Genomic DNA, 13,740 nt, shown 5'->3' on the forward strand with positions numbered 1-13,740 from the left:
CAGCATGTTTCTTGATTGTCCCGTCTAAACGTGCTCCAGGCTCCGGAGCCATAGCTTGACCTGGCGTATAACAGGAGGAACAGGATGAGTGGTAAGATGGACTGTTTTGGTTTATCCAAGATCGGTTCTCGCCAGACCGTTAATCAGGATCAGTTTCTGATAGCGGATCTGGAGAAATCAATGCGGTTACACGCGAACAGCCTGAGCCTGGATAATTACTCCCGTTTATATGGAAACTCGCTAGCGAAATTATTACTGGTCTCAGATGGTATGGGAGATTCAGGAACTGGCGAGCTCGCCAGTCGACTCGTTACCGAATATCTGATTCGCTATTTTTTAAACGAAATGTCCTGGTTTCTTGAGTGTGATTCAGAGGCAGCGCTTCAGATCCGAAATGAATGCCTTAACGCAGTTCGACTGTGTCAGGAACGAATTGAGTCTGATGTCAAGGAACATCCTGAGCGGCTGGGAATGCAAGCGACACTGACTCTCGGGTACCTCATCTGGCCTGTGCTCAACATTGTGCACGTTGGCCACAGTCGCTGCTATCTCTACAGAGACTCCCATCTAACACGGCTCACACAGGATCACAACCTCACCGAACGGTTGGTTAATAAGGGAGCATTGGGGGTGGGAGAAATCCCCGATGTCTGGCAGGAAATGCCTTACAATGTAATCGGAGGAGATCCCAATGGAGAAATCAATCCGCAAATAACCCAAACAGAGATGAAAACGGGGGACACGCTGGTTCTCTGCACCGATGGCCTCACCAGACAGGTTCCTGAGAGTTCCCTCATAGAAATTCTAAGCCGAGGCTTAATGGCCGATGAAACCTGTATTCAGTTGATCAATCAGGCTCAAGACTGCGATGGGACTGATAACATGACAGTCATCGTTGCTCGATTTCTCGATGTGGGAGATCAGGATATGGCAACGAGCAGAGAACTCCAGAGGAAAACGGATATCGACAGTAAGGCTAAGAACCAGCAACAGCAGAACCAGGGAATTCAAGAGACTCCTGCTGGTCGTGAAGCAGAGCCACAACAACCATGATCAATCAGTCTTCTACCATCAGGGCTGTCTCTTTCCGCTGCCGTGAACGTGGTATTGATGACACTGGAGACAGCTCTGGATTTGAGTCTTTTGATTATGACAGGTAGCACAGGACATACGATTGACCGGCCGAAATCCACTGGTACAGACCTGTTGTGGATCGTCGACAATTTCCCAGGAGATACCTGCTTTGTCTCTCGTGAAGAATTGAGATCTCAAAACGGATGTGATATCACTTCCCGTCGAATCCAGTGTATGACAGCTTTCACATCGTTGACGTCCTCCCAGTGCTAAATGTGGAGCGTGAGAAAAACGAGTCAACTTTGCTGCTTTCGAGGTCGGCTGGAATGGTTTCCAGTTTATGAATGCCAACCCACTTTGAGTGTCACGATCTACAGTGTGACACATCAAACAACGTCCCGATGCCAGAGCACCAGTCGTCCCTTCTACTCCGGACGCGGTTGGATTAGAAAATATTTGCCAGAGGTAATCCTGGGTCAGAAATTGTGGATCTTCCTGTACAGCCTGATCGAGCCAGGCTTTAATCAAGGGATCTGCATGCCCCAGAGGTCGGTAGCGGATGGTATAATCAGAGTTTGACAGACTCCAGCCGCCGCTGATATCGGGTGACTTTCTTTGATGCATGAATTGCATTTCTGGTGGAGATAATGATTCCTGGTTCTGTGTTGTGGATTTCTGTTCCCACTCAGCAATCAAATCAGGAAACCAGATCTGTTGTGCCTGCCTGAGAGTCGGCACAATTGAAGGTTCCAGATTCAGGTAAACTGATCCGGATTTTCCCAATCGCCGCTGTAGAGCATCCTCCCCATCTATCGCTATCTCATAGAACAGTTTTTTGATCGCATTGACCATGGAAGCCTGAGCTTCCTCTGATTCCTGTATCCGACGGAAATCCAGCTCTCCCAGATTTTGAATTGCCTGCTGGTAGTCAGGATCATCTTTCAATAACAGCTCCATCAAATGTGGCAGGCGTGCGAAGCTGAATACACCTGTCTTACGCGGCCATTGAACGGATTTCGAATCATTCGAATCAGAAATAACAGGCAATGCCCAAAAAGGAACTCCCGGGAAATCAATATCTTTGATCTGTGGTTCGTGACAACTGGCACACATCTCGTCAAAGCTACCGGTCAACATTAATTGCCCCGAGGAATCTGCAGTATGGCAGGAGCGACAGGACTCAGGTTTGATTCCTGCTGGCATTGTCCGTTTAAATTCATCCTCAACAAAGTATCGTTTCAGATGAGTGCTATGATCGAAATAGATGCGAGAACGGCGTTTGTAAGGATAATCTCCCAGTCCCGGGTGTCCATGTTCAAAACTGGCAAACTGACTGGAATGACAGGACTGGCACTGAGTATCAGTCAGTTGCGTCAAACTCGCCTCACGCCCATGATGCTCCTGATGGCAGGTAGCACAGGTCAGTGTTTTATCAGTATCAGGTGGATCAATAAACGCAGCCAGTTGCAGTGAGAAAGGAGTCTCTACAGGCTGGCTGGTTTCGTGCAACTGCGCTGTTTTTTCTTTCAATTGATCGATCGAAAGACCATGTGCAAACATCGCATTCGTTCCAAGTTCCTTGTGACATCTCAGGCAGCGAGCCGAATCCTTCAATCCAGCACCAGAATCAAAAGCAGCATGCATCCAGTGACCAAGACCTCCTTCTGCGGAGGTATGACAGGCCTGACATTCAGCTTCGATGGCAGCATGCGCCGATGTCACATCTCCGGGAGCCAGTCGTGGTGTGGAAGAAGACCCTCCGAAAAGAAACAGACAGAACAGGACTCCTGCCGCAGTAGCAATGCAGCTCAACAGACGACGCTTCGCAGCCAGACTGCGTTTCGGCTGACAACGGGCATCAGACTGACAACAGTTTCCGTCTTCAGTCGGCCCCTCTTTGCATTTCCCACCGTGAACCGCTGCCCGTGTGCAGACATACTTCTCCCCCTTTTTCTCGGGCTGACACCGGCTCTGGATCTGACAGCATCCCTGACTGTCCGGTCCCAGACGGCATACTTGCCCCAGTTCGCACTTATGACCGCATACCCAGTCGTTTCCCGGGCGTTCATAATCGCTGTCTTTCCAGTTAAATGATTGCAAAGAATCAGTCATCCACTCGTACTCGCAAAGGCGCAGACAGTAATCGTATGGAACAGGGCAAACAGAATCAGTGTCCATGTCAGAGGAACATGCACGAACAGCCAGGTTTTCAGGACAGATTGCAGAGAGCGTTGGTAATCAAGATCGTCTTTCAGTTGGATCTGAACGGCAATCTGTTTCATTGCCTCCTGCTCCCTTTCCTCAAGGTAGGGGAGAATCTGAGAAACCTGCTGAGTGAGTTGATGGCGATGTCGCCTGGAATGCAGGATATGCCGAAGCTGATTTCGAGGCCCGGAAAAAAATTCCCGTAGATTTTTCTGATAGAAGTCGGCGACAGCGTTTTCCTCGTCAGTCTTCAGGTTTTCGGAAACCAGTTGTTCGACTGCCTCCCGAACTTTGCGATAGTAAATCGGAATACGTTCATAAATCACCTGTTCGCCACGCGACAACAATCGATAAGGAATAATTCGCGACAGCAGCCATCCCAATACACCGCTTAGAAAAACAAAACAATATGTGAGAAACAGGGCAAATTCCAGCATTCCATCCGGCACACGAAAACCGATATGCATTAAAAACAGCAGACTGGACATCAAACCTACGAAGATATGAAACTGCAGCCATACCGTTGCAGTTCCCAACGACAGAAACGAGAGTTTTTTTCGCCATTGATACGCTGCCAGAAACAGAATACAGCAGAGCAACAGGATTCCCGATGCGAATGCTGTTTTAGAAAGGGTCAGTGAATATAGCCAGAACACACTCAGAGTCAGTGTTACCAATACCAGGAAAGAAATGACTCGTATCCGGTACTGAATCAATTGTTGAATCATCGGGCAAAGACCTCCTCAACCTGCACTGCATCCTGCATATCAACGCGGAACAACGCATCATGCGGGCAGGCACGCTCACAGGCGGGGCCGGTTCTTTGATCAATACACAGGTCACACTTTGTCGCTTGTGTCAACGGGGCATGGGTTTTCGAATCGACAATCAAGTTCCCTCTGGAATCCCGGATATCCACCATGCGTATCGCATCGAAAGGACAGTTACTGGCACATTGCGCACAACCAATACAGGTCTGGTCATTGATGACAATATCCCCCTGCCCCAGATCGCGATAGATAGCCCCCGTCGGACACTCAATCATGCAGACCGGATCGACGCAATGCAGACAGGAACTGGGAACCATAAAATGATTTAAAACTGGCCCATGTCGAATGAAACGGGGATTATTGTCGTGTGCAGTAGCACAGGCTCGGACACAGTCATCACATCGCGTACAGCGATCCAGATCGATTACCATCAGGGAAGTACCCTGGACATAATTTCTATCGATCAGTTGCCCCAGCAGTGCCTCATCGTCGATTTTGACAGTCTGGCAGGTTGGTGAAAGACGGGGTGGTTCTGTAACAGCGTTGTTTCCAGTCGTGTTTTGTTGTTCCAGGATCTCTTCAACCAGTTCTTTTGGAATGACGACCACATTCAGATGGCCAATGGCACTCAATTGGGTCTGGCAGGGTTGAGAAACAGAAGCTTTCATGCCTGACTGAATTACTTCCAGCCCGAAGACCTGCCCCGGTGACAAATAGCCAACAGTGCGTCGTCCCTGATAATACCGCTGAGAGATTCGCGCCAGACCACTGCGAATCATTACGATTCCCCGCGGAGTTTCGCCTTCTCGAATAATAACAGGTTCACCTGTTTCTGTTATCCGCAGGGGATTCGAATTGAGTTCCTTGAATGGACGGGAGGAATCGTAATTACCGAAGGTATAAAACTCGGCCTGTTCCACGATGCGCTGCATCAGTTCTGTTGAGCACTCCTGAAAAAGCGGATCGGTTCTCAGGAAAGAAGCCAGCGCACGTTCGCGGAATGCATCTTCTATATAACTTTTAAGTCCACCATGAGTGTCATATCTCAGAATATCGCGAATACCCTGCCAGCGAATTTCCAGCAGTTGTGAAACGCCCTCTGAAAAAACAGTTGCAACTCGACTGGTTCGTCCCAAGGCCGCCAGTTCTCCAAACCAGTGCCCTGGCTCCAGGCGTGCGGTGCGATATTTATCGAGGACTGCCGACACTTCCTGGAGATAGATTCGAGTTCGCCCGCGTGTCAATCGTGTATTCATTGCAGGTCGCGCACCACTGACTTCCGCGACTTCACGGACTTCTGCTTCGCGATGATTCCGCCAGAGCTGCGAGAAGGATTCCCAAAGCGTTTTCATCCGTCGATGACGGCGGCCCAGAATTTCATCCGGAAGTGAAGATTCTCCCCGCTCCAGCTCAACTCTCACGTTGCCTGACAGAATCAGGAATGCAGAACTTCCCCAGTCACCGCGTCTGACGATAATATCACCATCATCAAAACCGACGATGCGAGCATCATTCTTCAGGATTTCCTGCAGCGAAAGTGATCTCTTAAATCCTGAGGAGTCTATCTGACAAAAAGGGGTTAATTGTAATAGTTCTTCGACGTCGGTATCGGTCATTTCATTTTCGCTGCCCGCTTCCAGCGAAAAGGGTTTATCCCAGCGACGTGGTCTAGTTACAGATGGTTCAGACATGGTAATTCCACTCGAAGTAATTCACAGACTGAGGATCGCTGAGGTAGATTATGGTTTAGAATACTTCTCCTGGTATTGCTGTGAATAATGCGGGGGAAGGCGATTGATCATCGCGTCCAGACTGGCAAACTTCGATCCATCATGCTGGTCTGCAAATTGACGGGTCAGTTCCGCTACCTTGTCTGCAGCCTGGCTGTAGGTTTCTTTATCTGTTGGCAACGGGGCAAATAAGGTCCCGAACATCGGTGTAATCAATGCTGTTACAGCCTGCACCTCAGGAGTTGGAGCAAGAGCATTCATCTGGGTCAGTTGCCCATTGGCGGCTGCGATCACTCCACTGATCTGTGGAATGACAGCCGGATTCGTTGTCTCTGCCCGGAGTCTTAGTGCGGTCTCCAGTTGAACCAGGGTCCCTACGATGAATTTCATCCGGCGACGCTCTTCCGGTTTACCTCCTGTGCGTTCCATCCAGAGTGAAGGAGCATCCGCGTTCGTCGTTTTATCTACCAGGAAATTATGTTTGAGTTCCCCGCTGGTCCATGAAACGAAATCAAAAGCGCTGGCCGCTTTATGCCCTGCGGCAATCAGTTTTTCATTTCCCACCAGATGACATTTAAAGCAGGCTTTGGAAAGCCCATAGATATTACTGGAGCGTCGCATCCCTGCCTGATCGCAGAATTCCAGCCTCTCTGCCCGGTGCGCGGGTGTTTCCTGAGCACGTGGTACCGGCATATTTGCATGATAGGATTGGTGCCGATTCAACCAGCCTGCTTCTCCCCCCGCAGCGCCATGACATTTTTCGCAGGATACACCAGAGATGACTTTCACCTGACCATCCCGGACGGCCTTGGTGCCATGACAATCAGCGCAAAGCGAGTCTCCCAGTAACTCTGCGCTCGTTAACCCCATGGCTGTCGCGTATTTTTTTGTATTTCCATCGAACTTATAAAGTCGCATTTCAGGAGATTGAAAGTGAACGGTTTTCATCCAGGTCGCCACTTCTGATGGATGGCACTTTTTGCAGTCTGCAGCAATGACTCCCATCACATTTTCTGTCTGGTCTGCACGTGGAACCGCTGCAGTGGAAACATAAGCACTCTGTGAAGCTGCCGGCTCGGTTGCATACATTTGTGTTACAAAGCTGCTGGCACCAGATCGCAGCATCAGGCCAGTTAACAGAAGAACCAGCAGGTAAGTCGTGGGTTTGAAACAGCGTAATCTGAATCGTGCGTAATTCATTCCGAGAAACTTTCTTAGCAAGCGACCTGAGATGGGACATGGCAACTGACGGAGCCCGCGGGTTCCCCGTTACAGAAAGGACCGGGAATGTACACCTGACGGGTTCTAAGAATTTAAGAAATACCGACAGGGTTAATTAACGTGAACCCGGCTGATGTAACTACTCCTTTTTCATCAGACATGTAGAAATACTGATATTTTTTGAATCCGCAGTTGTCATCCTGCAGAATTTACGTTTCTCAATATCAGGCCTGAATTTAGTTTCATTTGAGATATGGCCGCCCTGATTCATTTGCTCTTAACCGGTTCACGACGATGCCGGACTTTCAGCCACAGGACCAGACCATGATTCATCTGATCGCACAGGGGCCTCGCCCCGGCGAAAAAATTGAATGGCAGATTGCAGGAACTAGAAGAATGCGCCTGGGACGCAGTGCAGAAAATGATTGTGCGGTCCCCTGGGATTCCACCATTTCCCGCATGCACGCGGAATTTCAACAGTTTGATGACCGTTTTAAAATCCGCTGTTTTCCCAGCGTGATTAATCAGATCAGGTATGGAGATCAGTTTCACAGCGAGCTGATACTCCCGGTTGGCGATGTATTTCAAATCGGAGAAACCCGCTTTCAATATATAGAACGAACCTCTCAAAACGGTGTGCTGCAGATTCTGGATGATCTCGATACGGAATCTGGCATCCTGACAGAAGCCAGTCTGCGCGTGACGGACTTTCGTATCGAGACCGTCTCGAAAGCTGTCCCTCGCTTATGGCTCTCCAAAGATGAAGGGAATCTGGCTCAGCAGGCCAGTCTCCTGCTTAAAGAGGTGATGGCACACGCTGATGTTGTAGCGGTACTCCAGACAGATGGTCCCCGGAAATGGGGCGTAACACACTGGGAACAGCCTGTTCCCGGTTTTCGTCGTGTTTCGATCGTCAGATCTCTGGTACGAGATGCATTGAAAACAGGCGAAACAGCAATTGAAGTCGAAAAGAGCCGCAAAGGAGAACCGCTGGCTAACGGTCGCTGGGCCTTCTGCACACCAGTTAAAACAGAAGGAGATCATCAATGGTGTCTTTATATCTGCGGGCGATTTGGTGAGGAGTCTCCTTCGCAGGCTTATCTTGCTACGGAAGATCTGCAGGAAGATCTGAATCTGGTGGAACTGCTGGCACACATGCTTTCAGCAATCCGCAGAGTTCGACGGCTTGAAAATCGTTTTTCTGGCATCGAACAGTTTTTTTCTCCGGCAATTATCAAGGTCGTCTCCGAGGATGATGCTAGACACACATTAGAGCCAACGGAAACTGAGACAGCTGTTCTGTTCTGCGACCTGCGGCGTTTTTCACAAATGACTGAGCAGGCAGGCCAGAATCTGCACCAGTTTCTGGATCACCTGAAAAACGCCCTGGGGGTGATGACACAAAGCATTATTCACCAGCATGGTGTCATCGCAGATTTTCAGGGAGACAGTGCGCTCGGATTCTGGGGCTGGCCGCTGCCTCTTTCAAAAGGTTCGCTCCCTGCCTGCAAAGCAGCTCTGCGAATCCAGCAGATGTTTAAAATATCTAATAGTACGCCTCTCAACGAACTCAGTGGTTTTGAAGTCGGTATCGGCATCACTCGGGGTAATGCGATTGCCGGGAAAATCGGTACCCGGGAACAGGCGAAGGTAGGTGTCTTCGGCCCTGTGGTCAATCTGGCCGCCCGTCTGGAAAGTATGACAAAACAAATCGGCGTTCCCATTCTGATCGACGAACCGACTGCCATGGATATCCGGAATCTACTCCCTGAATCAGAGGGACGCTGTCGCCATATAGGTCTGTTTCGCCCTGCTGGTTTTGAGTCTCCCTTCTCGGTGTATGAGTTACTGCCCTCAGAAGGGAAAAGTACAATCTCGAATCAGAATATTCAGGATTTCGAAGCTGCTGTCTCTGCCTTCATTGAGGGAGACTGGGATAGTGCGCTGGAACTACTCGGACACCTCCCCCCGAAAGATCGAGCCAAAGACTTCCTACTGCTGCAGATCGCCACTCATAATTACCAGGCCCCCGACAACTGGGACGGCGTAATCTCCTTAATGAAATAGCAAATACACGATTTGATCCATTGCTGGCAGTCAATCAGACAACTGAGCAAACACACCTTAAGTCTTTCATATCAAGTCATTTAATTCACATAGCCTCACATCAGTGTCTATCAATATTTTTAATTGGACATGAAACTATTCATTTTAAGATTCAACCACTGTTCGGATTATTCCGATTATGACTATTAAGCCAACTGGGGGAACAGTACGTACCTTGGCTGATTCAGCTTCATTTTGAACAGAATCCCGACTCTGTCTGAAAGGCAGGAGAACAGGAATGGAATCCTCTCCTCAAACAAATCGAATCCGAGTCTATCGGAACCTGGGTCTCCTGATCCTGCTGTTCGCCGGACTGCTGCCTGTCATCTACGGCGAGTATCTCCAGGCGGAACAAAAGGGGATTGTCCGAATTGTTGCAACAGAGCCCGCTCCCCCCGCCGCGACACCTGCTCCACGCGATAAAGTGCTGAAACACGTGATCGATCAGGCACACGCCGAATGCTTTGAGGATGATCCTTTCCCGTCAGCGGAGAAATGCGGCAAATGCCATCCACAACATTACCGAGAATGGTCTGTCTCTCCACATGCTTATGCGCAGCTGAGCCCTGTCTTCAATGCGATGTCTAATAAGCTGATCAAGTTGAATAACGGAACTCTGGGCGACTTTTGTATTCGCTGTCATACTCCGGTGGGAATGGCACTTTCCGAACCAATCAACATGAGCAATATGGACCGCTCTCCCACGTCCCGTGAAGGAGTCACCTGCGTGGCGTGCCATCGGATCAACCAGGCCTGGGGTAAAGGAGCGGGACGTCAGGCGCTGGTAGCTGGCGATATTAATCAGGTTGTCTATGGACCTCTGGGGGGTGAAAATCTGGCCGCCGTTCTGGCAAATCCAGACAAATATGGAGTGCTCAAAACGAATAATGATCCAGAGATCCGCGGACGGGAAATTCACGCAGAAGCCCATCAGTTCTTTCAATTGATTACTCCTGGTTTCTGTGGAAGCTGCCATGATGTGTTCGCCCCTAACGGATTCCGTCTGGAAGATGCCTTCAGTGAATTCAAGCACTCCCCTTCCGCGAAAGTCTGTAAAGAAAACTGCCAGGACTGTCACATGGGGGCTGTCCCGGGGAAACCATTGGGTTACTCCTCATCCCCAGCGGCCGTAATTGGTAATGTCTCTACTCCGATCCGCAAACATACCAACCACATGATGATTGGCCCCGATTACCCGATCATCCACCGGGGTCTGTTCCCTCACAACCCTCGTGCAATTCGTGAAGAAAACGAACCGACGGCTGAAGACACGGGTCTGGCGACGATGCGGGAATGGCTCTGCTTCGATGATGCCGGCGGCTGGGGAACGCCCGAATTTGAAAAACATGTCACTGCAGCAGATTTCTTCCCACCTCCCTGGGATAATCAGATTCTGCGAATCAAGGCCCGTAAGATTCTAAATGAGCAGTATGACCTCCTTGGCGAGGCTGCGACCCAACGTCTTCAGGTTCTGCAGGCTGGATATGAACTCGGAGAGATACAGATCGATAAAGCCAAATGGTACGATCTGCGATTTTCGGTCCCCGTATCCAATATTACACTGGGCCATGGAGTCCCTACCGGCTTTGATGCGGAACGCGTCGTCTTTTTGAGAACTATGGTGTGGGACCAGAATGGCCAGCTCGTCTTCCAATCGGGTGACCTGGACCCCAACGGGGATATCAGGGATTCGCATTCTCTATATGTCCATAACGGCGAGGTCCCGCTGGACCGGCAGTTATTTACACTCCAGTCCCGCTTCATTACCCGGAATGTTCGAGGTGGTGAGCGGGAACAGGTGCTGAATGTGCCTTACTCACTGGATCCATTGCCTTATTTCCGCCCCGCGACGCGTCCCTTCACAGTGCTCGGGCGACCGATCGGTGCACGAAAACAAAAACAGAATATTCCCCCTCAAGCACACCGCCTGGCAAAGTACCAAGTGTCAAGGCGTCAATTAACAGGCCCTGGCAATTACACGATTCGCGTGCAGTTAATTGCCGGTATGGTCCCTGTGAACCTGGTACATGAAATCTCGGACGTTGGTTTTGATTATGGGATGTCGGCTCGCGATGTTGCAGATGGCGTCGTGGACGGTCACATGATCCTGTATGAAAAAGTGGAAACAGTCTGCATTCCCTGATTGCAATTCTTCCCATGCCAGTCAAATTACGAGAATTTCTGTTGCTGTCTTTCTGGAGCATCAGTCTGGTGCTCCCGGTACAGCTTGCCGCCCAACCTCCGGAGGCACCCGGGGTGGTCACACTTCCTCCGTCGCCTGAATATGCTGAAGAATTACAGGCTGCGGACGAGGAGGATGAGTTTGAATACATTGATCCTTACGCAGCGCGTGTTGAATACGATCCCAGTCTGGTTTACGATCACGATCCACTCCCCTGGAAGCTGGGAGAATTGTTCATGGACGCCCTCGCGTCCCCCGCAAAACCTCTGGCTTATTTTGGAGAATGGTTGCTTTGTGCAGAACATTACGCTCCTGAATCCCCACTGGAAGACCATGCCATCGGCCTGCAACCGATTCCTGATCGCCCCAATCTGCTGGTTGAAACCAATGAAAAGTTTCTGGATATCGGCTTTCTGAATCAGGGGATTGTAATTCCGACGGGAGCGGTCTGGAGACCCTCTTTCTGGGTCTTTGGTACTTACCGCACCGGGATCGATTATTTTAATAACCGAACGGGCACCAATGTCACAGAATGGGCCAACCGCCTCGACCTGTTTGGACAGTTGAATCTATCGGGAACCGAACGAATTCTGGTTGGACTGCGTTCACTGGACAAAGAGCTGACTGCATCACGTCTTTTCACGAGTTATGAATTTCGTGAGGGACAATGGCTGGACGGGTTAAATGCAGACATTCAAACCCTGTTCTTCGAAGGGGATTTTGGGGAAATTTTCCCGAACCTGGATCCCTACGACGTCCATCGATACGACATTGGCTTTTCGATTGGTCGTCAGCCTATGTCATTTCAACAGGGACTGCTGATCAATGAAGATATGGTCGATGCGGTCACTGTCACGCGCAACACAGTGAACGGGGGACGCATTCTTAACATGCGGATTACAGGCGTGTATGTAGAAAGCGATATCAACCGTAATAACAATGTCCGTGATCCGGATGCGCGGCTGTATGGTCTCTTTACGGAAACGGATACTAAATTCAGTACCATCAACGCTGACGTGGCCACTGTTTATTCCAGCAATCAGCAGTTCGGAAGCAACACCGCTTTCGGGATCAGCTCCATCCAGCGGCTGCACGGGTATCACAACACCTATAACACTTCCTTTCATGTACTGGCATCGTTTCCCCACGAAGGTGCAACCACCGCTTCTGGACAGGGGGAGTTGCTGTTCAGCCAGATCTCACTGACACCACATCACTCCAATGATCTGGTTTACTTCAATGCCTTTCTGGCAATAGACCAGTTTACATCCCCCGCGCGAGGGACACTGGCCGGGGGGCCGTTGGGACAGGTGGGAATTTTGTATGCCGCGTCAGGTCTCGGTCAATACGGAGCTGCTTTGAGTAACCAGGCGACGAATGCCGCGGGAGGAAGCCTGGGATACCAGTTGTTTTACGATAAAACCAGGCAGCAACTGATATTTGAAATCGGGGGGCGTAAGAACACGGAAGGTACCAACAATGGTGCGATTGCTGGTGGGATTCGTTATCAGAAAGCAATCGGACAGCACTGGATCATGCTGCTGGACAGCTTTGTTTCCAAGCAGGAATCCCGGGGCGTCGGTTCCGGGGCCCGAGTTGAATTTCTGGCAAAGTTCTAAATGTTATCCGTCAAACAGCTTGAATCATGCGTAAGAGATACCGATCGCCTCTCGTCTGCTCATTGCCCCAGGGGCCTGTGGAATTGTTGTAATCCCTCTCTTCGAACCTGAGACGCGACTTGTTGTTTCGGGAAGCATTCGACTAGAATCAGGCCTGAGATCAAACAGTTACTATTCGGGAGGACAGTTTTTTGTTGGAAGAGCAGGAAAACCCCCAGGAATTTCTGGAACGGCTGAAAGAAAATCCGGAGGGTGTTTTAGCGGACGAATATGACCGCTACCGCGATCGGTTATGGCGAATTGTCAATTTTCGTCTCGATCATCGTCTGCTCGGGCGTGTTGATGCGGATGATATCCTGCAGGAAGCCTACCTGGATGCTGCTACCCGGATTGAACATTATCTTAACGATCCGGCCACTACGTTTTTCATCTGGCTGCGGACCATCGTCGGTCAGACATTGATCGACGTTCATCGTCGGCATCTTGGTGCACAAAAGCGTGATGTCCGCCGTGAAGCGAAGCAGAAACGACGCGTCTTTTCCGCTTCGACCTCGTTTCAGATCGCAGATGTTCTTCTGGGAGATTTAACTTCCCCCAGTCAGGCAGCCCTCAAAGAAGAGCTGGCCCGACAGTTACATGAAGCCCTGGAAAGTATGAACGAAATCGACCGGGAGATTCTGGTCCTGAGACATTTTGAAGAACTATCCAACCTGGAGGCTTCCGAGGTACTCGAAATCGAACCCAAAACAGCCAGCATGAGATATTTCAGAGCATTAACCAGATTGCGCTCCATTCTGGTACAAATTCCCGGTATTATTGAATGACCAGACTAT

Annotated in this window: 9 protein-coding genes; 5 read left to right on the plus strand and 4 right to left on the minus strand. The window is 50.1% G+C overall.

The features are described 5' to 3' along the window. Positions 1 to 84: 84 nt before the first annotated feature. Complete coding sequence (locus tag FYZ48_RS01495) at positions 85 to 1,053, plus strand: PP2C family protein-serine/threonine phosphatase (RefSeq protein ID WP_149336785.1); 969 nt, start codon at positions 85 to 87, stop codon at positions 1,051 to 1,053. Positions 1,054 to 1,071: 18 nt separating this feature from the next. Here FYZ48_RS01495 and FYZ48_RS01500 read toward each other — a convergent pair whose 3' ends face one another. From FYZ48_RS01500 to FYZ48_RS01515, 4 genes are read right to left on the minus strand one after another with little or no spacing between them, the layout of a single operon-like run. Beyond that, complete coding sequence (locus FYZ48_RS01500; RefSeq protein ID WP_149336787.1) at positions 1,072 to 3,186, minus strand: hypothetical protein; 2,115 nt, start codon at positions 3,184 to 3,186, stop codon at positions 1,072 to 1,074. Beyond that, on the minus strand, positions 3,183 to 4,007 hold the full coding sequence (locus FYZ48_RS01505) for a hypothetical protein (RefSeq protein WP_149336789.1): 825 nt from the start codon (positions 4,005 to 4,007) through the stop codon (positions 3,183 to 3,185). Before FYZ48_RS01505 ends, FYZ48_RS01500 begins: the two co-directional genes overlap by 4 nt. Then, entirely contained in the window at positions 4,004 to 5,740 is a 1,737-nt protein-coding gene (locus FYZ48_RS01510) for a cyclic nucleotide-binding domain-containing protein (protein ID WP_149336791.1), read from the minus strand. The genes FYZ48_RS01505 and FYZ48_RS01510 overlap by 4 nt, the downstream gene beginning before the upstream one ends. Before the next feature lie 48 nt (positions 5,741 to 5,788). Continuing rightward, on the minus strand, positions 5,789 to 6,979 hold the full coding sequence (locus tag FYZ48_RS01515; RefSeq protein WP_149336793.1) for a multiheme c-type cytochrome: 1,191 nt from the start codon (positions 6,977 to 6,979) through the stop codon (positions 5,789 to 5,791). Positions 6,980 to 7,324: 345 nt separating this feature from the next. Between FYZ48_RS01515 and FYZ48_RS01520 the strand changes: the two genes are divergently transcribed. The 4 genes from FYZ48_RS01520 to FYZ48_RS01535 all read left to right on the plus strand — a co-directional run bounded on the left by FYZ48_RS01520 (position 7,325) and on the right by FYZ48_RS01535 (position 13,731). Further along, positions 7,325 to 9,067, plus strand: coding sequence for an adenylate/guanylate cyclase domain-containing protein (locus FYZ48_RS01520; RefSeq protein WP_187781824.1), 1,743 nt, complete (start codon positions 7,325 to 7,327; stop codon positions 9,065 to 9,067). A 277-nt stretch (positions 9,068 to 9,344) separates the two neighbouring features. Next, positions 9,345 to 11,249 (plus strand): multiheme c-type cytochrome, encoded by a 1,905-nt coding sequence (locus tag FYZ48_RS01525; RefSeq protein WP_149336797.1) that lies wholly within the window; start codon positions 9,345 to 9,347, stop codon positions 11,247 to 11,249. A 14-nt stretch (positions 11,250 to 11,263) separates the two neighbouring features. Next, entirely contained in the window at positions 11,264 to 12,907 is a 1,644-nt protein-coding gene (locus tag FYZ48_RS01530; RefSeq protein WP_149336799.1) for a hypothetical protein, read from the plus strand. Positions 12,908 to 13,098: 191 nt separating this feature from the next. Next, positions 13,099 to 13,731 carry a sigma-70 family RNA polymerase sigma factor gene (locus FYZ48_RS01535; protein ID WP_149336802.1) on the plus strand — a complete coding sequence of 211 codons (633 nt, stop codon included), beginning with the start codon at positions 13,099 to 13,101 and terminating at the stop codon, positions 13,729 to 13,731. Positions 13,732 to 13,740: the final 9 nt, after the last annotated feature.

The sequence above is a fragment of the Gimesia chilikensis genome (assembly GCF_008329715.1).
Lineage (GTDB): Bacteria > Planctomycetota > Planctomycetia > Planctomycetales > Planctomycetaceae > Gimesia > Gimesia chilikensis.